This window comes from Pseudomonas sp. N-137, assembly GCF_034555295.1.
GTDB classification, from domain to species: Bacteria; Pseudomonadota; Gammaproteobacteria; order Pseudomonadales; family Pseudomonadaceae; genus Aquipseudomonas; species Aquipseudomonas rhizophila.
In genome coordinates this window covers 567,430-590,318 of the sequence record NZ_JAXUDQ010000010.1, presented here as the reverse complement: position 1 = coordinate 590,318, position 22,889 = coordinate 567,430, and the positions used below count along the sequence as shown (strand labels likewise).

The 22,889-nt window shown below is 62.5% G+C and carries 15 protein-coding genes and 1 pseudogene; 10 read left to right on the top strand and 6 right to left on the bottom strand.

Annotated elements, in window-relative coordinates; all coding sequences use genetic code 11:
• Nucleotides 1–153: 153 nt before the first annotated feature.
• Entirely contained in the window at nt 154–843 is a 690-nt protein-coding gene (locus tag T3A99_RS12235; RefSeq protein WP_047230442.1) for an NYN domain-containing protein, read from the bottom strand.
• 465 nt (nt 844–1,308) lie between these two features.
• Between T3A99_RS12235 and T3A99_RS12230 the strand changes: the two genes are divergently transcribed.
• The 4 genes from T3A99_RS12230 to T3A99_RS12215 are packed head-to-tail and all read left to right on the top strand — an operon-like array spanning nt 1,309 to nt 6,003.
• Nucleotides 1,309–2,088 (top strand): efflux RND transporter periplasmic adaptor subunit, encoded by a 780-nt coding sequence (locus T3A99_RS12230; RefSeq protein ID WP_047230440.1) that lies wholly within the window; start codon nt 1,309–1,311, stop codon nt 2,086–2,088.
• A complete protein-coding gene (locus tag T3A99_RS12225) occupies nt 2,085–3,404 on the top strand; it encodes an efflux RND transporter periplasmic adaptor subunit (RefSeq protein WP_047230439.1) in 1,320 nt (439 codons plus the stop codon). Before T3A99_RS12230 ends, T3A99_RS12225 begins: the two co-directional genes overlap by 4 nt.
• 1 nt (nt 3,405) lies before the next feature.
• Complete coding sequence (locus T3A99_RS12220; protein ID WP_322834326.1) at nt 3,406–5,502, top strand: biotin/lipoyl-binding protein; 2,097 nt, start codon at nt 3,406–3,408, stop codon at nt 5,500–5,502.
• A gap of 9 nt (nt 5,503–5,511) precedes the next feature.
• The gene (locus tag T3A99_RS12215; RefSeq protein WP_139048781.1) at nt 5,512–6,003 is read left to right on the top strand and encodes a GNAT family N-acetyltransferase; all 492 of its coding nucleotides are present in this window, start codon (nt 5,512–5,514) and stop codon (nt 6,001–6,003) included.
• A gap of 120 nt (nt 6,004–6,123) precedes the next feature.
• Here the strand turns inward: T3A99_RS12215 and T3A99_RS12210 are convergent, their stop codons facing one another.
• On the bottom strand, nt 6,124–6,435 hold the full coding sequence (locus T3A99_RS12210) for a DUF6916 family protein (RefSeq protein WP_274091385.1): 312 nt from the start codon (nt 6,433–6,435) through the stop codon (nt 6,124–6,126).
• A gap of 45 nt (nt 6,436–6,480) precedes the next feature.
• Nucleotides 6,481–7,068 (bottom strand): phage tail protein, encoded by a 588-nt coding sequence (locus tag T3A99_RS12205; protein WP_139048783.1) that lies wholly within the window; start codon nt 7,066–7,068, stop codon nt 6,481–6,483.
• A gap of 306 nt (nt 7,069–7,374) precedes the next feature.
• On the opposite strand from T3A99_RS12205, the gene T3A99_RS12200 reads away from it, so the two are divergent.
• The 5 genes from T3A99_RS12200 to T3A99_RS12180 are packed head-to-tail and all read left to right on the top strand — an operon-like array spanning nt 7,375 to nt 17,879.
• Nucleotides 7,375–8,220: a sulfotransferase family protein gene (locus tag T3A99_RS12200; protein ID WP_047230434.1), complete on the top strand. Its 846-nt coding sequence runs from the start codon at nt 7,375–7,377 to the stop codon at nt 8,218–8,220.
• Nucleotides 8,221–8,273: 53 nt separating this feature from the next.
• On the top strand, nt 8,274–14,585 hold the full coding sequence (locus T3A99_RS12195; protein WP_322834325.1) for an Ig-like domain-containing protein: 6,312 nt from the start codon (nt 8,274–8,276) through the stop codon (nt 14,583–14,585).
• A 40-nt stretch (nt 14,586–14,625) separates the two neighbouring features.
• Complete coding sequence (locus T3A99_RS12190) at nt 14,626–16,137, top strand: TolC family protein (RefSeq protein WP_076383244.1); 1,512 nt, start codon at nt 14,626–14,628, stop codon at nt 16,135–16,137.
• 12 nt (nt 16,138–16,149) lie between these two features.
• Nucleotides 16,150–16,935, top strand: a complete 786-nt coding sequence (locus tag T3A99_RS12185) for an aspartyl/asparaginyl beta-hydroxylase domain-containing protein (RefSeq protein ID WP_107321357.1) — start codon at nt 16,150–16,152, stop codon at nt 16,933–16,935.
• Nucleotides 16,923–17,879, top strand: coding sequence for a sulfotransferase family protein (locus tag T3A99_RS12180; protein WP_173406321.1), 957 nt, complete (start codon nt 16,923–16,925; stop codon nt 17,877–17,879). The genes T3A99_RS12185 and T3A99_RS12180 overlap by 13 nt, the downstream gene beginning before the upstream one ends.
• Before the next feature lie 210 nt (nt 17,880–18,089).
• On the opposite strand, the pseudogene T3A99_RS12175 reads toward T3A99_RS12180, so the two are convergent.
• Nucleotides 18,090–18,305: pseudogene (locus tag T3A99_RS12175) on the bottom strand (DUF6124 family protein); the annotation flags it as partial.
• Nucleotides 18,306–18,780: 475 nt separating this feature from the next.
• On the opposite strand from T3A99_RS12175, the gene T3A99_RS12170 reads away from it, so the two are divergent.
• The gene (locus tag T3A99_RS12170) at nt 18,781–19,161 is read left to right on the top strand and encodes a helicase (RefSeq protein ID WP_047226184.1); all 381 of its coding nucleotides are present in this window, start codon (nt 18,781–18,783) and stop codon (nt 19,159–19,161) included.
• Nucleotides 19,162–19,335: 174 nt separating this feature from the next.
• Here the strand turns inward: T3A99_RS12170 and T3A99_RS12165 are convergent, their stop codons facing one another.
• Both T3A99_RS12165 and recG read right to left on the bottom strand, forming a co-directional pair.
• A complete protein-coding gene (locus T3A99_RS12165; protein WP_047226183.1) occupies nt 19,336–20,733 on the bottom strand; it encodes an aminoacyl-tRNA deacylase and HDOD domain-containing protein in 1,398 nt (465 codons plus the stop codon).
• Nucleotides 20,734–20,811: 78 nt separating this feature from the next.
• A complete protein-coding gene (recG, locus tag T3A99_RS12160) occupies nt 20,812–22,887 on the bottom strand; it encodes an ATP-dependent DNA helicase RecG (RefSeq protein WP_047226182.1) in 2,076 nt (691 codons plus the stop codon).
• Nucleotides 22,888–22,889: the final 2 nt, after the last annotated feature.

Below are 22,889 nucleotides of genomic sequence, written 5' to 3'. Positions count from 1 at the left end.
ACTGCCCCCCTTACCACAAGTGCCGAGTTGTCTGGGCTGACGTCATCGCGAACGGGCTCGCTCCCACAGGGTGACTGGCTGTGTCGCGATAGTGAGTTGCCACGGTTGGACTAGGGGTATCGGAACTGGGCGTTTGTATATCCGGCTGCGGGGTTACCAGTACTCCGGTTTGATAGCGGGGGCTTTGTGGGTGGGTACTCGGGTGGGGAACTGGTGGGATTGGAGTTCCTCGCAGGTGACAACGCGGCGTGTCCAGTGGGCGTGCTGCTTTAGCGAACCTGGAGACGGGCGATTCAGCTCGGCTCTGTGGGGAAGAATGACGCCGACGGTTATTTCAGGAAAGTCTTCTCGTACGGCTCTCAAGGCCGGCGTCATGTCGGTGTCGCTGGATACAAGCACCAACTGCTCCAACCGTTCATGATGCTTCAGTTTCGTTTGCTTGGCAGCGGTTCGATACATGCTGATTGCCATGTGAACATCCGTTTCTTTCTCCTCCAGCTTCCAGATGTCGACTTTGTCGTTGCGAGACGCTTTCGTCTTTCTATCAATAAAGCGAGGGGCCTTGGCAGGTTCAAGTTGATGGTGACCGTAATGGACACAGATATGGGTGCTCTTCAGGGCGCGAATATAAGTGTCTTGCGCTTCTTTTGATGCTTGACCCCGGGTGGCCAATGACGGTTTGACCGAGGAGGTGAAGTAATCAACCGAGGAAGTGGTGCTCTGCGGATTTTCGATATGCGCGATATGCGACAACAGACTTCGCAGATCCAGCCACTTGTAAGGTGTGTCCGCGAGCAGCCCATAGAACAGGTTGTAGCCATCTACAAAAAATGCGGTTCGCACAAGCTCAATCCCCAGAAACGAAAAAACCGGCCTAAGCCGGTTTTTTCACCCCAACAGCCAGAAAATTGAATCTCTGCGTACGGGGTTGAGTAAAGCCATCCTAAGTTGAGCGTGACATGGCGTCAACTGCTGTTTGGTTTAGCTTTTTTCACCGGCAGATCAGTGTTGAGCGTATGCGCGGTGGGAGGTCAAACTCATTCTTTGTTTGATCTGTCAGCGTTTGTTACGAAATTGAGGGCTCCTGCGGGAAATACGAGAAATCCATCACCGAAAGCCGTTTTGTATGAGTGGAAGCTCTCACGATTCTGTGGGATTTGATACCGATTCATCTCAGCAAAAACCGAGCGCTTCTTGATCTCCTCTTTGGTCTTTTTGAAACAAGAGATTGCTTCCTCCTCCCTGCTACTCCCTTGACGCCCCCCACCGCTGTCGTAGACTCCGCCCATCCGTCAGGGAGTAACGGTTATGCGGCGTTCAGGTAGTTGGGTTTGGGGGTTGGTCTTTGTAACGTGCTGGGTGCAGGCGCAGACGCCTGTTTCCGATGATCCGCTGCTCGAGAGCGGCGTCAGGGCCAGTGCACCGAGCGGCAATGAGGCGCGTGGGGTGCTTCGGGCACGGGATCAGGCGGTGCTTGCCAGTGAGTTGGCCGGACGAATTGTCGAGTTGCCGTTCAGTGAGGGGGAGTCGTTCAAGCAGGGCGATACCCTGGCGCGTTTCGATTGTTCAGCGTATCAGGCTCAGCTCAATGCAGCTCGGGCCGCGAGCCGTGGTGCCAGTGAAGAACTGGCCCATAACAAGCAATTGGCAGCGTTGAAATCGGTCGGGCGTTTCGAAGTGGCGCGCGCCGAGGCCAGGCTCAGCGAAGCGCAGGCGCAGTCCCAGGTTTATCAGGTCCAGGTCAAGCGCTGCAGCGTGATCGCGCCGTTCGATGGGCAGGTGGTGGCGCGCGAGGTGCAGCGCTATGAAAGCGTGGCCGCCGGCGCGCCGTTGCTGGACGTGGTCGACAACCGCACCCTGGAAATCCATCTGCTGGTGCCTTCGCGTTGGATGGGCAGGCTCAAGCCGGGCCAGTCCTTCACCTTTGTCCCCGATGAAACCGGCCAGCCGCTGCAAGCGACGGTCAAACGCCTTGGCGCGCGCATCGATGAGGGCAGCCAGACTTTGTTGCTGGTGGCGACGCTGCCTGACGCCAAGGGGCTGTTGTCCGGCATGAGCGGTACGGCGCGTTTCGCGGAGTTCAAGTGAACGCGCCGATCACGGGCAGCGCCGAGCAGGTATTTGCCCGTTTCCTCGACCTGGAGCGCCAGACGCGGGCTGCGCGTACCCCGGCGCAACTGAGTTACAGCCTGGTCAACGATGGTCAGGCCCTGTTCGGGTTCCGCCATGCCGCGCTGTTGATCGCCGGCAAGGTCCAGGCGGTGACCGGCGTCAGTGCCGTGGATCCGAACGCACCGTTCGTGGCGTTTGTCGAGCAGGCGGTGGCGCAGCTGTTCAAAAAAGGCTTGCTGAACCAGGCCCGGGTAATTGCCGCCGATGGGGTGAGCGACTCCATTCAGGCGGACTGGCGAAGCCTGTCGGCGGGGCAGGTATTCTGGCTGCCGTTGATCGATCATCAGGGGCAGGTGTTCGGCGGTTTGTGGCTGGCCCGTGACCTGCCATGGCCCCCCTCTGAACAAGTGCTGCTGTCGCAACTGGGCGACACCTATAGCCACGCCTGGCTGGCGCTGCAACCGCGCAAACCGTGGCGCTTGCGCTGGACCCGCAAACGTCAGGTCGCCTTGGTGGCGGTGCTGCTGTTGGGCTTGCTGGTTCCTGTCCGTCAGTCGGTATTGGCCCCGGCTGAAGTGGTGCCGCTGGGCGGGCAGGTGGTGGCGGCGCCTTTGGACGGGGTGATCGCCCAATTCCTGGTCAAACCCAACCAGAGCGTCAAGAGCGGCGACTTGCTGTTGCGCTTCGAAAGCACCAGTCTCAAGGCCCAGGCCGATGTGGCCGAGCGCGTGTTGGGCGTGGCCGAGGCGGAACTCAAGGCCAATTCCCAGCGCTCGTTTGCCGACGCTGAATCCAGTTCGAAGATTGATCTGTTGGCCGCTCGCGTCGAGCAGAAACGCGCCGAACGCGACTATGCAATCGAGTTGCTCAAGCGCAGTGAAGTGCGCGCCGAACGGGACGGTATTGCGGTATTTGCCGATGCAGAGCGTTGGCTCGGCAAGCCGGTGCAGACGGGGGAGCGGTTGATGGAAATCGCCGACCCGAACCAGGCCGAATTGCGTATTGAGCTGGCGGTGGGCGACGCGATTGACCTGGCCCCCGGTGCCCAGGTGGCGTTGTTCCTCGACAGCGACCCGTTGCAGCGACACCTGGCCAGGCTCGAACGTTCGGCCTACGAGGCGCAACCCACAGCTGCCGGGCAACTGGCGTATCGCCTGGACGCGCGTTTCGATGACGCGGCGCCGCGCATCGGCCTGCGGGGCACGGCGAAAATTTTCGGCGATCGCGCCCCGCTGGCGCTGTACCTGTTGCGTCGACCACTGGCCGGCTTGCGCCAGAGCGTGGGTCTGTAGCATGGGACTGCCGAGCCTGCGGCCAGACCTGCAATTGTCCCCGGCGGCCCCGGACCCGGACGGCTCCCCTCAATGGACCCTGGCCGATCCGGTACGCGGGCGCTATTTCAAGCTTGGCGCGGCGGCGATGCGCATGCTGCGGCACTGGTCCCTTGGTGAGCCGGAACAGGTGCTGCAAGCCGCGAACCGTGAGCCGGGCCTTCCGCTCAATAATGAGTCGCTGGAGCAATTGCTGGGCTTTTTGCGAGGTCACGATCTGATCAGCGCCATGGACCCGCAACAGCGCGACAGCTATCAGTTCAAGACGGCCGCCCAGCGCCAGAGCCTGTGGCAGATCCTGCTGCACCAGTATCTGTTTTTTCGCATTCCGTTGTGGCGCCCGGATGCTTTTCTCAATCGCGCCTGGCCGTTTCTCGCACGGTACGGGCCCGCCATCCTGCGGTATGGCATGCCGCTGACCCTGGGCGTGGGTATTTTTCTGGTGTCGCGGGACTGGCAGCGCTTCGTGGCGACGTTTCCGCACCTGTTCAGCCTGGGTGGCGCGCTGGCGTTCGCGGTGGCGTTGTTCTTCGCCAAGTTGTGCCACGAGTTCGGTCATGCCTTCATGGCCAAGCGCGCCGGTTGCCGTGTGCAGAGCATGGGCGTGGCATTCATGGTGCTGTTGCCGATGTTCTACACCGACGTCAGCGACGCCTGGCGGGTCAATGATCGTCGTGCCCGGCTGCTGATCGGCGCCGGCGGTGTACTGGCCGAATTGCTGCTGGCGTGCATCGCGTTGCTGGCCTGGTCGCTGTTGCCCGACGGACCGGCCCGCACCGCAGCGTTCATGTTGGCCAGCGCCACCTGGATCACCACGTTGATCATCAACCTTAACCCCTTCATGCGCTTCGACGGTTATTTTCTGCTCAGTGATTTCTGGGCAGTGGATAACCTCCAGGGGCGAGCGTTTGCGTTGTGCCGCTGGCGTTTGCGTGAAGCCTTGTTCGGTTATGGCGCGCCGGCTCCGGAACCCTGGACGCCGACAATGCGTCGTCGCTTGCTGGTGTGGGGATACGGCGCCTGGTTATGGCGCGCGGCGTTGTTTTTGGGTATTGCCCTGGCGGTCTATCACCTGTTCTTTAAGGTGCTGGGCATTTTCCTGATGTTGGTGGAATTGGTGTGGTTCATTTTTATGCCCATCGTGAACGAATGGCGGCAGTGGTGGAGCCGGCGCGAGCAGGCCCATGGTCCGCGAGTGCTGCTCAGTGGCCTGGTGTTACTGGCGTTGGCGTTGGTGCTGCTGTTGCCCTGGCGTAGCGCCGTGGAGGTGCCGGTCATGCTCGAGGCCGGTCGCGCCAGTGCCTTGCATGCGCCGGTGGCGGCGCGGATCAAACAGGTGAATGTGCATGACGGCCAGACCGTGGCCCAGGGCGATGTGTTGATCGAGCTGGAGTCGCCTGACATGGCCTCGCGCCTGGCGATTGTGCGTCGGGAAATCGAGATCCAGCAGTTGCAGATGCGTCGCCAGGCCGGCCGCAGCGAAACCGCCGCCGATGCCGGTATCGTCGAACAACAACTGGCCGAAGCGGTGGCCGAATACCGGGGCCTGGTCGCCCAGCGTGAGCGCCTGCTGTTACGCGCGCCCCATGCCGGACAGGTGCGTGATCTGTTACCACAGTTGTCGGTGGGGCGCTGGTTGTCGCCCACACAGCCGCTGGCGCGGGTGGTACAGGCCGACTCCCGCTTACGCGGCTACCTGACCGAAGCCGAGCTTTGGCGGGTCGAACCCGGGGCCACGGGGCGTTTCATTGCTGACGATCCAATGCACCCCTCGATTGCCGTGCAATTGAACGAGATCGATACCAATGGCGTGGCCTGGGTCGAGCAACAGGCGTTGACGTCCGATCACCACGGGCCGATCGCGGTACGGCGTGACTCGCAGCAACGGGCGGAGCCGGTGCAGGCGCAATATGGCGTGCGTTTGAGTGCTGTTGATGACACGCCTGCGCCGGCGCAACCGCTGCGTGGCGTAGTGGTGTTGCAGGGGCACGGTGAATCGGTGCTGGGAGCGACCTGGCGTCGGTTGGCGGCGTTAGGCGTCAGGGAAAGCGGGTTTTAAGGAGCGAGCATGAATTCAGTGGCGGCGGAGGGGTTGGTGGTACGGCCATCGCAGGTCAGCGATGGGCCGTTTTTGCAGAGTCTTTACCAGACGGCGCGAGCGGATCTGCAATGGATCGACGGCGAGCACGAGCAAGTACAGCAGGTGGTTGCTCAGCAATTTCAGGTGCAGGAGCAAGGGCTTGGGGATAACTTCCCCAACGCCATGCATTACGTCGTGGAAAAGCTCGGTACCGCCATTGGCGCCTTGAGTACTGATTTTGGCCCCAATGAAATCCGTGTGTTGTACCTGGCGTTCATTCCCCAGGCGCGCGGGCAAGGTTACGGTCGGGCCGTGTTGCAAGGGGTACAAAAAGCCGCACAACAGATCCGCTGCCCGGTGGCGACCGTGGTCTGGAGCAGTAACCCGCACGCACGCCAGCATTACCTGGCATTGGGCTTTGAAGTGCAGGAGCGCAACCCGGCGGCGGAGCGGCTGGTTTGGTATCCGAAGGGGAACTGAGCTGCTCCTGGCTCGTGTGGGAGCGAGCCTGCTCGCGATAGCGGTGGGTCAGTTTGAAGTGATGTTGGCTATGCCACCGTCATCGCGAGCAGGCTCGCTCCCACAAGGGATCATCAGTCTTCAGTTAAACGCAATGTAGAAATACCCCAGCGCCGGATCCCGTCCCATGGGCGGTATCCGCGACACGAACACTTCCTCAATCCGCCCCAGATCGGGCACTTCCAGCGCGCACAGCCCATCCACGAAGTCGGTGCTTTCCAGGCTGTTGAATTCAACGCTGAACGGCATGCGCTCAGCGTTCGGCATCTTCGCCCGTGGTGTTTCCTCAAGGAACTCGAACCGCACGGGCAGGCAGCTGCCGTCTGGCAGGATCAGGCTGCTGGTCTGGCCCAGCAGCGGTTGAAAATGGCGGCTATGAACCTGTTGCAGCATGTCGACACTCCAAAAGCCGGAGGGCCGCAGCCCTCCGACTGTTCATCAGTTACGGGACGGGAAGAGACCGTTCAAGGCGACACTGAAGTTGATCGCCAGGAACGGGTTCATGATCGCCATCGGCATGCCGCTGCCCGTCGGGGAAATCGTGCCGTCGATGGTGGTGCTCACGCCCTTGACCGGGATCGGCGAGGCACCTATCTGGTCGGAATAGATATTCGCCGCGCCCGGGCCAGTGCCCGAGGTGCCGATGAACGAATTGGTGGCCGTTGGTGTGTTCACCGGGTTGCTGGCCGGGTTCGCCAGTTGCAGGGTGGTGGAGGCGGTGAGTCCCGCCATAGTGTGAGTGTGGGTGGGCAGGTTGTTGAGCGTCGGGGTGACGTTTTCGGTGCCGGCGACTTCGCCGATGACCCGCGGCGTCAGGCCCAGGCCGTTGCCTTGTCCCAAGAGCGTGCGGCCTTGCAAATTGGGGAGCATGAAGTTGGTGGTGCCGTTGCCTCCGTAGTACGTGCCGAGCAGGGAGAACAACGCCTGGTATTGGGAAATGCCGAGTGTCTGCCCGTTGCACAGCGCCCACCCATTGGGGGCGAAGTTAAAGGCGAACGGCTGGATGGTGCCCATAAAGACTTCCATAGATTCCTCATCCCTTCAGATTGTTGGTTTGGCAATGCCGACAGGGACCAAGGAGAGGATTGCGATCAGCCCGACTTCTTCACTCCCTGGCCTGGTCACGCACGGCTGAGCGTAGACCGAGATATTTCATTCTGCTGGGCTGGAAGGGAGGAAAAATGTTGTCCAGTGGCTTAATCGATTCAGGTTCGCATGGCGCCTATACCGTCCATCTTTTTTACAGATTTGGCTGGGTTTGATATCAAAGTAGTACTAGTCGCGGATTATTTCCTCAGCTACGCTTTGCGCTACAAATGGAATACAAACAAGGTGAAGGGATTGCCGCAGTTTCACTTTATCTCCGGTTTACCGCGCTCGGGCTCGACCCTGCTTTCTGCCATTTTGCTGCAGAACCCGCGCTTTCATGCCGGCATGACCAGCCCCGTCGGTTCGCTGTTCAGCAGCGTCCTGCAGCAATGCAGCGCCGGCAGTGAGTTTGGCTCGGTGATCGACACCGACCTGCGCCGTCGCCTGTTGCGCGGGCTGTTCGACTCCTACTACGCCGACAAGGCCGACAAACCCGTCATCTTCGATACAAATCGCCAGTGGTGCGCCCGCTTGCCTGCGTTGCAGGACCTGTTTCCCCAGGCCAAGACCATCGCCTGTGTGCGCAACGTCGCCTGGGTGCTGGACAGCCTGGAGCGGCTTTACCGCGCCAATCCGTTCGAGAACACCAAGCTGTTCAATGACGATGACGAGCGCAACACCGTCTACAGCCGCTGCGAAACCCTGGCCCAGCGCAACCGCCTGGTTGGCTTTGCCTGGACAGCGCTCAAAGAGGCGTATTACGGCGAAAACGCCGAGTCCATGTTGATCGTCGACTACGACCTGTTGAGCCAGGCCCCGGAGCGGGTGATGCGGCTGGTGTACGAGTTCATCGGTGAGCCCTGGTTCGAACACGACTTCAATCACTTGACCTACGACGCACCGGCCTTCGACCAGGCCTTGGGCGTTGCCGGCCTGCACAAGGTCAAGCCCAAGGTCGCGCCGCAAGCCCGGCGGACCTTGTTGCCGCCGGATCTGTTTGAAAAGTATGCCGAGTTGTCGTTCTGGCGCGATGGGTCCGCCAGCGCCGCCAATGTCATTCGTATGAAAACCGACGCCGCGGTCAGCTGACTCGCGGTTTTTTTCATTTGCGTGTTTAAAAAGTTCGAGTCCAGGTGAACGTCATGTGGTGGAGCAAAGGCAAATCGCGGGTAACCGAGGGCGCACAGGCCCTGGCATCGCCAATGATCATGTCCCTGGAGCCGCGAATGCTGTTCGACGGCGCGGTGGCGGCGACCGTGGCCGATGCCGCACAGGCGGACGCCCAGCCCACTGCAGACGCGGCCAAGACGCCTGCGGCTGACCAGGCTTCAGACAGCCACGCGCCTCAAGGGCAGACCGATGCCACCCAGGCCGCTGTGCCCGGCAAGGCCGTGGTGTTTGTCGATTCCCGGGTCAAGGACTCTGCCAGCCTCCTTGAAGGCGTTGCGCCCGGTACCCAGGTGGTGCAACTGGATGCTACCAAGGACGGCCTGCAACAGATCGCCGATTACCTGGACACCCACCAAGGCATCAGCTCGGTGCAGATTATCGCCCACGGCAACGCCGGCGATCTCTGGTTGGGCAACAGCTACCTGTCGGCGGACAACGTTGAGGCCCGCAGCGAGGTGCTGGCGCAGATCGGCCAGGACATGAACGCCGGTGGCGATATTCTGATCTATGGCTGCTACACCGCTGAAGGTGACCGTGGCCTGAGCCTGGTCAATTCACTGGCGCAGTTGACCGGCCGCGACGTGGCGGCGTCCATCGATCGCACGGGCCTTGGCGGCGACTGGGACCTGGAAATCGCCACCGGCAACATCGAAAGCGCCAACGTGCTCTCTGCCAATGCCATGAGCGAGTACCAATGGGGCCTGGCCACCTGGACCGCTACCAACAACCTCAATTCCGGTATTGGTTCTCTGCGCGCCGCTTTGGATTCTGCGCAGAATGGTGACATTGTCACGTTCAATGCCGGCATGACTGTCGCGCTGACCCAGGTGCTGGTGGTCGACAAGAACGTCACCATCGATGGCGATCTCAACAACGACAACGTGGCCGACGTCACCCTCGATGGGCAATACCGCACCCAGATCATCAACGTGACGGCCGGCACCACGGCGACCCTCGATGGCCTGGTGATTACTCGCGGTATGGTGGCGGGTAACGGCGGTAATGGCGGCGACGATGCGCTGGTGTCAAAGGGGGGCGGGATCTATAACGCCGGCACCCTGACCCTGAGGAACGTCACCGTCACCGCGAACGCCGCTTCGGGTGGCGGCGGCGGTGGTGGTGTCACGCCGCAATACGCCGGCGGCGGTGGTGGCGGCGGTGGCGCGATCACTGGCGGTACGGGCGGCAAGGGCGGCGATACCCTCAACGCCACGGGCTCCAACGGCTCGGCCGGCCAGGGCGGCGCCGGGGGTGGCTTCTTCAACATGGGCGGGCGTGGTGGTTCCTCCACCGGCGGGGCTGGCGGTTCCGCGTATCCGGGCTACAGCACGGGCTCCGCAGGCGGTACGGCCGTCAGCGGTGGGCTATCCATCGGTGGCGGTGGCGGTGGCGACGGCTATAACGATATTGGCGGCGCCGGTGGCGGAGCGGTCGGTGGTATTTATAACGATACCGGCGCGACCCTGCGAATCATCGGCAACTCGGTCATTTCCAACAACGTCGGCGCGGGCGGCGGCGGTGGTGGCGGTGGCGCTGGTGGTGGTTACAACCACACGGGCGGTGCCGGCGGCGTCGGTGTCGGGGCCATCTGGAACAAGGGCTCGATCCTGATCACCGCTGCCAACTTCGCCGCCCTGGCCGGCAACGTCGGTGGCAGCGGCGTGGGTGGGACCAGTGCCGGCACCGCGGGTGTTTCGCCGGCGTCGGTGGCCAACGTCTACGGCGACGGCGGCACCATCAACACCAACTATGTGCCGGACGAGACGCCGCCCACCGCGACCGTCGTGGTGGCCAATACCAACCTGAACTCCGGTGGCACGTCGCTGGTGACCATCACCTTCTCCGAAGCTGTCACCGGCCTCACTGCGGCCGACCTGACGGTGCAGAACGGCACCATCGGCACCTTGACCAGCGGCGACGGTGGCATCACCTGGACCGGCACTCTGACCGCGGCCAGCAACATCGCCGACACCACCAACATCATCACCCTGAACAACACCGGGGTTGCCGACCTGGCCGGCAATGCCGGCGTGGGCACCACCGACTCGAACAACTACGTGGTCAACGACACCGTGGCGCCCACGGCGTCCATCGTGGTCAGCGATACTGCCCTTCGGGTCGGTGAAACCTCGTTGGTGACCATCACTTTCTCCGAAGCGGTCAGTGGTTTTACCGCAGCGGACCTGACGGTGGCCAACGGCTCGATCAGCGGCCTGAGCTCCAGCGACGGTGGCATCACCTGGACGGCCACCTTCACACCGGACGCTGCGATCACCGACACTTCCAATCTCATTGTCCTGAATAACACCGGCGTGGCGGACCTCAATGGCAACGCCGGCGTGGGGACGACCAACTCCAACAACTACGCTATCGACACCCTGCGTCCGACAGCGACCATCGTGGTCAGCGACACTGCCCTCAGGGTCGGTGAAACCTCGGTGGTGACCATCACCTTCAACGAGGCGGTGAGCGGTTTTACCACCGCTGACCTGACGGTTGCCAACGGCTCGGTCACCGGGCTGAGCAGCAGCGACGGCGGTATCACCTGGACCGGGACACTGACCCCGAGCGCCAGCATCAGCGACACCACCAACCTGATCACACTGAACAACACCGGCATTGCCGATCTATCCGGGAACGTTGGCACCGGCACCACCGATTCGAACAACTATGCAATCGACACGCTGCGTCCCACCGCCACCATCGTGGTGGCCGATACCGCGCTGAATGTCGGCGAAACATCGCTGGTGACGATCACTTTCAGCGAAGCTGTAACGGGCTTTACCCTGGCCGACCTGACCGTCGCCAACGGTTCACTGAGCGGCCTGAGCAGCAGTGACGGCGGCATCACCTGGACCGCGACGCTCACCCCGAGCGCCAGCATCAGCGACGCCACCAATCTGATCATCCTGGCCAATACCGGTGTGGCGGATGCGGCCGGTAACACCGGCAGCGGCACCACCAGCTCCAACAACTATGCAGTCGACACCCAGCGACCCACCGCTAGCATCGTTGTGGCCGACACCGCGCTGAGCGTTGGCGAAACATCCCTGGTGACCATCACCTTCAACGAAGCGGTAACAGGCTTTACCGCCGCCGACCTGACGGTCGCCAACGGTACGATCACCGGCCTGAGCAGTGGCGACGGCGGCATCACCTGGACCGGCACGTTGACACCAAGCGCTAGCGTCAGCGACACCAGCAACCTCATCACCCTGGATAACACTGGTGTGGCGGATGCGGCGGGCAACGTCGGTACGGGCACCACTGATTCGAACAACTACGCCATCGACACCGCGCGTCCGACCGCGACCATCGTGGTCGCCGACTCGACCCTTGGCGTCGGCGAAACCTCGCTGGTGACAATTACCTTCAGCGAGGCGGTGACCGGGTTCACCCTGGCCGACCTTACCGTTGCCAACGGCAGCCTGAGCGGGCTGAGCACCAGCGATAACATCACCTACACCGCGACTTTCACGCCGAGCGTGGGCGTCAGTGATAGCACCAACCTGGTCACGCTCAATAACACGGGCGTGGTGGACGGCGCGGGCAACACCGGCAGCGGCACCACCGATTCGAACAACTACGCCGTCGACACCCTGCGTCCGACCGCCACCATCGTGGTCGCCGATACGGCGCTGAGCGTCGGCGAAACCTCGCTGGTGACCATTACCTTCAGCGAGGCGGTCAGCGGGTTCGACAATTCGGACCTGAGCGTCGCCAACGGTACGCTGAGTGCGGTCAGCAGCAGTGATGGCGGCCTTACCTGGACCGCCACCTTCACTCCGGCCCTCGGCGTCACCGACACCTCCAACGTCATCACCCTGAACAACACCGGGGTCAGTGACGCGGCGGGTAACTCCGGCACCGGCACTACCAACTCCAACAATTACCAGGTCGACACCAACGTACCGACGGCGACCATCGTGATTGCCGATACCACCCTGAGCATCGGCGAGACGTCATTGGTCACCGTGACCTTCAACTCGGCGGTCAGCGGGTTCGACAATTCGGACCTGACCGTCAGCAACGGCACGCTCAGCACCATGAGCAGCACCGACGGCGGCGTCACCTGGACGGCCACCTTCACGCCGAGCGCCAGTATTTCCGACACCAGCAACGTGATCACGTTGGACAATACCGGCCTGATCAATGGCGCGGGCAACGCCGGTGTCGGTACTACCGACTCCAACAACTACACCGTCGACACGGTGCGCCCAACGGCGACTATCGTCGTGGCCGACACCGCCATTGCCGCCGGCGAGACCTCGCTGGTAACCATCACCTTCAGCGAGGCGGTGACCGCGTTCACCAGTGCCGACCTGACGGTTGCCAACGGCGTGATTTCCGGCCTGAGCAGCAGCGACGGCGGCATCACCTGGACCGCGACCTTCACGCCGACCGCTGGCGTCACCGACACCAGCAACGTCATTTCGCTCAATAGCGGCGGTATCGTCGACCTGGCGGGCAACGTCAACGTCGGCACGACCGACTCCAATAACTACAGCATCGACAGCCAGCGTCCGACCGCGACCATTGTGCTGAGCGACTCTGCGCTGAGACCGGGCGAAACCGCTCAAGTGACCATTACCTTCAGCGAGGCGGTGACCGGCTTCACCAACGCCGACCTGAGCGTGGCAAATGGCACATTGAGCGCGGTGAGCAGCAGCGACGGCGGCTTGACCTGGACCGCCACTTTCACGCCGGACCTGGGCGTGACCGACGCCACCAACCTGATCGTGCTGGACAATACCGGTGTGAGCGATGCGGCGGGCAATACCGGAACAGGCACCACCAACTCGGCCAATTATGCCGTGGAGACGCGGGTGCCAACGGCCACCGTCGTGGTGGCTGATAACGCCCTCAGCGTGGGGGAAACCTCGTTGGTGACCATCACCTTCTCGGAGGCCGTCAGCGGTTTTGACAATGCCGACCTGAGCGTGAGCAACGGCACACTGAGCAACGTCTCGTCCACCGACGGCGGCGTGACCTGGACAGCCACGTTCACCCCGACGAGCAATATCACCGATACCAGCAACCTGATCAGCCTGGACACCAGCGGTGTGGTCAACGTGTCGGGCAACAACGGTGTCGGCGTGGTGAACTCCAACAACTACGCCATCGACACGGTTCGCCCCGGCGCCACCATCACAGTGGGCGACACCAGCCTGGGCATCGGCCAGAGCACTACTGTGACCATCAGCTTCACCGAGGCAGTGTCCGGTTTTGACTTGTCGGATCTCAGCGTCGCCAATGGTGTGTTGTCCAACCTCACCAGCAGTGACGGCGGCCTGACCTGGACGGCGACCCTGACGCCTACCGCGGGCGTCAACGATGCCACCAACCTGATCCTGCTCGACGCCAGCAATGTGCAGGACCTGGCCGGCAACGCCGGCGTGGGCATCGCGATTTCCAGCAACTACGCACTCGACGCCACCCGGCCGACGGCCACCATCGTGGTCGCCGACCCGAACCTGACGGCGGGCGAGACGACTCTGGTGACGTTCACCTTCAGCGAACCGGTGACTGATTTCGATCTGTCAGACCTCAGCGTCACCAACGGTGAACTGACCAACCTGACCACCAGCGACGGCGGTAGGACCTGGACGGCAACGTTCACGCCCACGGTGAACCTCACGGACCCGAGCAACTTCATCGCTCTGGACACCAGTAACGTCAGCGACCTGACAGGCAACGCCGGAGCAAGCGTGGCGGTGTCCAACAATTACGCCATCGACACCGTAGTGGCCAACGATGTGAAGCCACCGCCGGAGTTCCTGACGTCCGACCCTGTCACGGTCGTGCCGCCCTCCGAGGTGCCGTTGCAGCCGATTGTCTTTACGCCGCCAACCGGTGACCTCGGCTCGCCGCTGGGCTTTCCACCGCTGTTTGAACAACGCGACGTGGGCGGCGGCATTCGGCCGATCGGCGACATTTTCATCAACCGTGGTGCACTGGCGCCGAGCTATATCGCCCAGGTATTCAGCTCCGACGCTGCGGGCGATGGCTCCGGCCAGGGCTTCCTGGGCTTCGGGGGTGGCGATGGCGGGGTGTTCGGCAGCAGCACGATCGCCGGTCTGTTCAGCCAGGATGCCGGTTCCGATGGTGAATCGCTGGACGCCTTCGACAGCCAGTCGATGCAGGGCGGTGATGGGTCTCAAGGGGTATTCGGCGCACCAACCCTGGGCCAGCAACTTCAACAACTCAAAGACACCGAGCAGCGTCAGGTCGACAGCCTGGCAATGGCATTGCAACAGGTCGGCATGAGCCAGGCGCAGGCCTGAACAACTAAAAAAATTGGGGCAGCCAGGGGCAATCCAGGGAATGAATAGAAGTCAGAAGTTATTCGCAATGAGTGTGCTGGCGTTGACGGTCAGCGGATGTGCGGTCACCAGCGAGCCGATCGAGCGTAGCGTCAGCGAACAGCGCGCCCGGACCGACCTGCAGAATATGTACAAGGATCAGGAGCCCCTCAGCGGCCCGCTGACCCTGCACCAGGCCATGGCCCGTGCGGTGAAGTACAACCTTGAAGGCCGTTTGAAGATCATGGAAGAAGCCCTGGCCAAGCGTCAGCTGGACCTGGCCAGTTTCGACATGCTGCCGCGCATGGCCCTGGACGCGGGCTACGTGGGCCGCAACAACGTCAGCGCTTCCAGCAGCCAGAGTGTGGAAACCGGTACCCAGTCTCTGGAACCGTCGACCTCCCAGGACCGCGATCGCGAAGTAGCCGACCTGACCATGGTCTGGAACGTGCTCGATTTCGGCGTGAGTTACATCAGCGCCAAGCAGGCCGGGGACCAGCGGCTGATCGTGCAGGAGCGTCGGCGCAAAGTCATCAACACCATCGTCCAGGATGTGCGTTCGGCTTACTGGCGAGCCATGGCCGCCGAGCGCCTGCTCAAGCAGATCGACAGCCTGATGGTCCGAGTCGATACGGCCCGCGGCAACAGTCAGAGCATGAGCGAGCAACGCATTGGCGACCCAGTGCAGGCACTGGGTTACCAGCGTTCGCTGATCCAGGCCACCCGCCAGCTCGAAGAGCAGCGCCGGGCGTTGTCCCTGGCCAAGACGGAACTGGCGACGCTGATCAACCTGCCCCTGGGCACCGAGCTGACCTTGGCCACCCAGGATGAGTACGTCATCCCGGAACTCAAGGTCGACCTCGCGCGCCTGGAACAGGAAGCCCTGACCAGTCGCCCGGAACTGCGCGAGCAGGACTACCAGACGCGCATTACCGCCGCTGAAACCCGCAAGGCCATGCTGCGCCTGTTACCTGGGCTGGAGTTCTCCGCTGGGGGGCATTACGACAGCAACTCGTTCCTGGTGGAGCAGGGCTGGGCTGACTATGGCGTGAAGGTCACCTGGAATCTGTTCAACGTGATCTCCGCCCCGGCGGCCATCAACGTGGCCAAGGCCGGTGAAGAGGTCGCGGCGGCGCGGCGCCAGGCGATGTCGATCGCCGTGCTGGCGCAGCTGTACGTGGCCAATGCCAATTACCGCGAGGCGCTGCGCCAGTTCAAGACCAGCCAGCAGCTGTCGGAGATCGATGGGCAGATCGTGGGTCAACTGCGCAACCGCCATCAGGCCGCCGGCTTGGGTGAGCTGGACCTGATCCAGGGCGAACTCAATACGCTGCAGGCTGACTTGCGGCGGGATCTGGCCTATGCCGACCTGCGCAACGCCTACGGCCAGATCTTTGCCAGCGCTGGCCTCGACCCGTTGCCCGATGAAGTGCAATCGACCCAAGTGCAGTCCATTGCCACGGCGTTGGCCAACCGCGAAGCGGCGTGGGCCCAGGGCGATATCGCGGTGCCGACCGCGGCGGTGACCCAGTAACAGGCCGTACGCATGGTGCGCCCGGCGTTTTCCCGGCTGCCGGTAACGGTGAACCTGCCTTTGCTGTTGCAGGCACTGGCAGCCGTTGAGGACGATCATTGGCAAGGCCACTTCAACAGCGCGTACTACAGTGGTGACTGGAGTGGCGTGGCGCTGATTTCGGCGGTCGATGCCTTGACCCCGTTGTCTCCCGGGCGCGGTCAGCCCGTGCAGCGCGCGCTCTGGTCAGAGGATGACCGGTGGCACGAGGCGTTGCGCGACTGGCCGTTGGAGATCGTCTCGGCCCGCTTGCTGCGACTCGGTCCCGGCGGGTGTATCCACGAGCATCGCGATTATGACCTGGGTGGCGCGAACGCCGATCTGCGCCTGCATGTGCCGCTGCTCAGCCCGTCTGGCGTGGATTTCTGGCTGGATGGGCAACGCATTCCGATGACGGCGGGCGAATGCTGGTTTCTTGATCTGTCGCTGCCTCATCGCGTCGATAACCACAGCAGTCAGCCGCGGATTCATCTGGTGCTCGATTGCCGCCCCAGCCCATGGCTGCAACGGCAGGTCGCCGCCGGGCTGCTCAGCACACCGGCAATCGTGGCTGAGCGAAGTGATCTGGTGTGCTTTGAGCAGCTCGTTGAAACCGACCCTCACCTTGCCCGGACTTTGCAGAGCCTGCATGACGTAGACGCTTTCATTGAGTGCGCAATCGCGATGGCTGCCGCACGCGATTTACACGTTACCCGGGAGCAATTGCAGGCGACCATGCGCAACGGTCGCCGGCAGTGGAGTGATCAGTGGAAGGCCTGAACCTGGACGGCTGGCTGCCGATCCGCGTGTGGCAAGCGGCGGGGCAGTGGCGGGTTGACTGGTGCTGGTTCGGGGAGGAGCGATTGTCGCAACCGTTCTTCGGCGACGCGGTGGAACACGCCCTGCGGTTGCCCTTCAATCAGGCGTTCCGCCGCCAGACAGCCTTGAGCGCCCTGGACCAGTGGAGACAACAAAGCCCAGGCCTGCCCCCGAGTGCATTTATTTTCCATGCCTCCCGCTGTGGCTCGACATTGATCAGCCAGATGCTGGCGCAACTGGACGACCACATCGTCATTTCAGAACCGCCGCCTCTGGATACTCTGCTGCGCAGCGATATGGTGCACGCTGACCGCTGCGTGGCACTCAGGGGGCTGATGTCGGCCTATGGGCAGCGCCGCCGAGGCGTGGAACAGCGGCTGGTGATCAAGCTTGACGCCTGGAACATCGGTGAACTGGCGCTGCTGCGCGAATGTTTTCCCGACACGCCTTGGTTGTTCGTGTACCGCGACCCTTTGGAAATCGCCGTTTCCCATTGGCGTCGTCCCGGCATGCACATGGTGCCGGGGATGATCGGGACAAGCGTGTTGGACGACGGATTGCCCTTCGGCGGCCAGGAAGATTTCATCGCGCGCCGGCTGGGGCGGTTGTTGCAGGCGGGGTTGGAGCACTGCCATGAGTTTGCCGGGCTGGCGGTTAATTACGCTGAGTTGCCTGATGCGATGGCAGGGCGGCTGGCGGTGTTTTTCGGGCTGAATGACGCCCAGCGCCGGCAAGTGTTTGCCATGACGGGGCAGCATGCCAAGCAGCCGGGGCAGGCGTTTGCCGGTGATAGCGAGGACAAGCGTCGGGAGGCTTCGTCACGGCTGCGCAATCAGGTGATGCATTGGGCGCAGGGGGCCTATGAGGCGCTCGAAACCTGGCGCGTTGGCCGGCATCAATGTTGACTGACCCTGCGCAATCGCGAGCAGGCTCGCTCCCACATTTGTTTTGTGCTGGTTTGAGTATCCGCGACTGCCCTCAATCCCCTGTGGGAGCAAAGCTTGCTCGCGAGGCGGCCTGACAGCCGGCCTGGCTCTTGCGGGTGTACTCCAATCCAATTGTGGGAGCGAGCCTGCTCGCGATGGCGTCGGCACCGTTTGCATCAAAGCAAAGCTCTACCCCTTGGCCCCAAGCGCCGCCATTTCTTTTGTTTCCAGATGGTCCAACGCCCGTTCAACCAACAACTGAACCCCATCGGCCATGCGGCTGATCGCCAGGGCTACGCAGCGGCGTGAGTCATCGACATCGTCAGCCAGGTCGGCGGCGATGGTGCTGATGGACAGCAGGTCTTCGGAGGCATTGGCGAGCAGGGTTTCGGTGTCAATGTGGGGGATTCGGTGAAGGCTTGACCATATTCATGTACCAGAGTTGGGGTTGGCATCCTTTCTCTTGCATTCGAAGAGGCGGCAACTGTGCGTAGGTGTGCAAGACCGGTCCGGTACCGCCGGCAGACCCGAAGGTCTCCCACGCACAATCGCCATAACGGACGCGAGCATAAAAAATGCTCGGTCAATAGCTATAACCGATTGGGTACCAGTCCGGACTTGCACGTCCGTATCACCGTTTTTTGCGATGACGGACAAAGGTTAGCGGCGCTCGGAAGCACTGCCTAGTTCATGAACAGCCCGGTGTTTTGAAGGAAATCTCCGAGGAACCTGAGAGGAAACGAAAAACGTGAAAAGGTGACTTGGCAGTCATCATGCGAGAAAACTCATCCATCTCCCGTTAAAGCGATCCGATGATGGCGTTCCGCTGTGGAATCGCTAAACTGCTCCCGCCATTCATATTTCTTACGAGGCCGTGCCCATGAAGTTTCGCTTTCTGCTGTGGATGCTGGGGTTGTTGATGGGCAGGGCCAGCCGGACCAATCCGGCGTTCCAGCAGCAGTTGGGCGATAAGGAGTTGGTGTTTCAACTGCAAACCCTGGACGGCAAGGTCGCCCGGCACTTCACGGTGAAAGACCAGCGCATCACCAGCCAGTCCGGCACTTACCCGACGCCTGCGTTCGCCATCGCCTTCAAGGACGCGGCTTATGGCTTTGCCACGATGCAGGCGAAGAACAAGCAGTTGGCGTTCATGACCGGGATTCAGGACAAGTCGATCCAGATCAAGGGCAACCCGGCGCTGGTGATCTGGTTTCAGGGGTTGATGCGGTATTTGAAGCCGAAGAAGGCCAAGAAGGTTTAGTCGAGAACCCTGTGGCGAATCAGCCAGGATACGCTCGATCGTTCCCACGCTCTGCGTGGGAACGTCGCCAGGGACGCTCCGCGTTCCGCTTCTGGGATGTGACGCAGAGCGTCACGGGATGCATTCCCACGCAGAGCGTGGGAACGATCAAAGCTCAGCGGCCTGCGTCAGCGGTCAGTGGCTGAACTGCGAAGCCAGTTCGCGCAACAACACCTCAGCCTCCAGCACTTTGCTGACCACTTCATTGGCTTTGTCGCGACTCAGGCCGACGCGTTCGAGCAGTGCGTCGGGAATCTCCTCGTCGGGACCCGAGCCAATGCCACGGGCGCGCAGCAGGCGTACGGCCAGGCACACCAGGTTCGGGTAGGCGGCGTATTCGCCGTCGTAATGTGGGTCGTGCTGGAAGCGCAGGGCGGTGGCCAGTTCGTCGGGCATGTCCCAGTAGCGCATCAGCCATGAACCGATCTGCTCGCGACTGATGCCCAAGAGGTGCTGCTCCACATAGCTGTGGCACAAGTGCGGGTTGACCTCCAGGTGCCGGCAGATCAACGAGAAGTGCGGCGGGAAGACGTGGGCCAGCAACAGGTAGCCGAAGTTGTGCAGCAGGCCGGACAGGTAGGTCAGGCCGCCTTCCGGGCGCTGGGCGCGCGGCATGGCGCGGGTCAGGCCCTCGATGACGGCGGCGGTGTAGATCGACTGATGCCAGTACGGCGTGGTGTGTTGCGGGTGGTCCTTAGGCAGGCTCAGGGTCTTGCCCAAGGCCAGGCCCAGTGCCAGGTTGATCACCAGGTCGAAGCCCAGTACCCGGACGATGGCGTCTTCCACCGAACGGATCTTGCCGGGCGAGGCGTAATAAGGCGAGGCAGCCCAGCTCACCACTTGCGCGGCCAGGGCCGGATCGGTTTCCACGACGCCGGTGATGTCATCGATGGTGGCGTCCGGGTCGACCCGCAGCTTGATGATCTTCTGCGCCGTTTCGGCCAGTGGTGGAATTTCGATGGTTTCTTCCAGCCGTTGCTGGATACGTCGGGCGGTGAACGCCTGCACAGCCTGAGTGATTTCCGCGCGGTCGTCGTGCGGGCGATCAAGGTTGGGGGTGATGTTGCTCACGGCTTCGCCGAAGGTCGCGGCACTGGCCTTGGTGAGCATGCTCTTGAAGGCTTCGCTGGTCACTTCCAGCAGCAGCCCTGGTTCGCCTGAGTTGATCAGCAGCTTCGGCTCGCGCAGCAGGCTTTCTTCATACAGGCAAGGGGAGCTGGTCAGCGCCGGCAGGCCGGGCAGCAGGCTCAGGCTATGTTTGCCGAGCATGCGCTCCAGACGGTCAGTAGGTACCGCCGTGAGTTTGCGACCGGTGAGTTCGGCCAAGCGGTTGAGGTCCAGCAGTTGGCTTTGCGGAAACAGCACCATGAGGGCGCCAACGGCATCGTGCAACAAAACAGCCTGCACTTTACGGGCGGGATTCAGGCCTGGTCGTTCGATTACTTCGTCAAAGCCGATGCCCAGTTTCTCGAGCAACAGCCGAATAACAGACGGAGCGTGCGGGGTTTCGGGGACGAGGGCAGCTTCTGTCATGGTCTGTATCCGTTTTCCTACAAGTTCAGCAGTATAACCAGCTTGCCGGGCAGGCGCGCCCAGAAACTGAGAGCGTGCTCACACTTGGCCGTATTGCTGCCCGTGACGCAACCAGCGATCCAGCAGCGGGCTGACATGCTCCGGCCAGCGCTCCAGCAGCGCCTGGGCGGCGTCGCGTACGGCGGGGAGCAGATCGGCGTCGCGCATCAGGTCGGCTACCTTGAATTGAAGCAGGCCGGTCTGGCGCGTGCCGAGCATTTCACCGGGTCCGCGCAATTCCAGGTCTTTTTCGGCGATGACAAAACCATCGTTGGTTTCGCGCATGATGCCCAGGCGCTGGCGACCAATCTGCGACAGCGGCGGGTGATACAGCAAGACGCAATGGCTGGCGGCACTGCCCCGGCCGACGCGGCCGCGTAGCTGGTGCAACTGTGCCAGACCCAGGCGCTCGGGGTTCTCGATGATCATCAAGCTGGCATTGGGCACATCGACCCCGACTTCGATCACCGTGGTGGCGACCAGCAATTGCAGCGCCCCGGCCTTGAATTCGGCCATGACGGCGGCTTTCTCGGCGGGTTTCATGCGCCCGTGGATCAGCCCGACTTTCAGTTCGCCGAGGGCGGCAGTGAGGTCTTCATAGGTGGTTTCGGCCGCCTGGCAGGTCAGCTCTTCCGACTCTTCGATCAACGTACATACCCAATAGGCCTGCCGCCCTTCGGCGCAGGCACCGCGCACGCGCTCGATCACTTCGACGCGCCGGGTGTCGGTGACCAGCACGGTATTGACTGGTGTGCGTCCGGGAGGCAGTTCGTCGAGGATCGAGGTGTCGAGGTCGGCATAGGCGCTCATGGCCAGGGTCCGCGGAATCGGCGTGGCGGTCATGATCAATTGGTGAGGGCACATCCGCCCGCCCACGCCTTTCTGCCGTAGCGCCAGGCGCTGCTGCACGCCGAAGCGGTGCTGTTCGTCGATGATCACCAGCGCCAGGTTCTTGAACTGCACTTCGTCCTGGAACAACGCATGGGTGCCGACCACCATCGGTGCACCTTCGGCGATCTGCGCCAGGGCGGCTGCGCGATTCTTGCCCTTTAGCTTGCCGGCCAGCCAGGCGACTTCGATCCCCAGGGGTTCGAGCCAGCGCTGGAAGGTGATGAAATGTTGTTCGGCGAGAATCTCGGTGGGCGCCATCAACGCCACTTGATAGCCGGCTTCCAGGGCCTGGAGCGCGGCGAGGGCGGCGACCACGGTCTTGCCGGCACCCACATCGCCCTGGATCAGCCGCAGCATCGGTTCGGGCTGGCTCAGGTCGTAGGCGATTTCGTTGCCGACCCGCTGCTGGGCCCCTGTGGGTTTAAAGCCGAGGTTAGCCAGGTAACGGGCGGGCAGATCCTTGGCCTTGGGCATGGCCGGGGCGCGCAGGGAACGCAGGCTTTCGCGCAGGCGTTGCTGGGACAGTTGATGGGTCAGCAGCTCTTCAAAGGCCAGCCGGTGCTGGGCCCAGTGATGCCCCAGGGCCAGTTCGTCGACATCGGCATCGGCCGGCGGATGGTGCAGGTAGCGAATCGCATCCGCCAGCGGCGCCAGTTGATAATCCCGGGCCAGTTCGTTGGGCAGCCAGTCGGGCAGGCTGCTGGGGCCGAGCAGGGTCAGGGTTTGCTGGCAGAGCTGGCGCAGACGCTGTTGGGTCAGGCCTTCGGTGAGCGGGTAGACCGGGGTCAGGGTTTCATCCACCGGGGGCGGCTCGTCGCCGGTGATGGCGCGGTATTCCGGGTGATAGATCTCCAGCCCGGACGCACCGGGCCGCGCTTCACCGTAGCAACGCACGCGGGTGCCACGCTTGAGGCCCTCCTTTTGCGCATTGCTGAAGTGATAGAAGCGCAGGCTCAGCCCGCCGGTGCCGTCCTGCAGGCGCACCACCAGGCTACGGCGCCGCCCCATGACCACATCGGCGCCGCTGACGGTGCCTTCGATCACGGCGTCCTGGCCCGGACGTAAATGCCCGATGGGCACGACGCGGGTGCGGTCCTGGTAACGCAGCGGCAGGTGGAACAGCACGTCCTGAAGGTTTTCCAGGCCAACCTTGGCCAGCTTCTCGGCCATGGCTTCACCGACACCCTTGAGTGCCGTGACCGGCACTTTCGACAGCTCAGTCATGG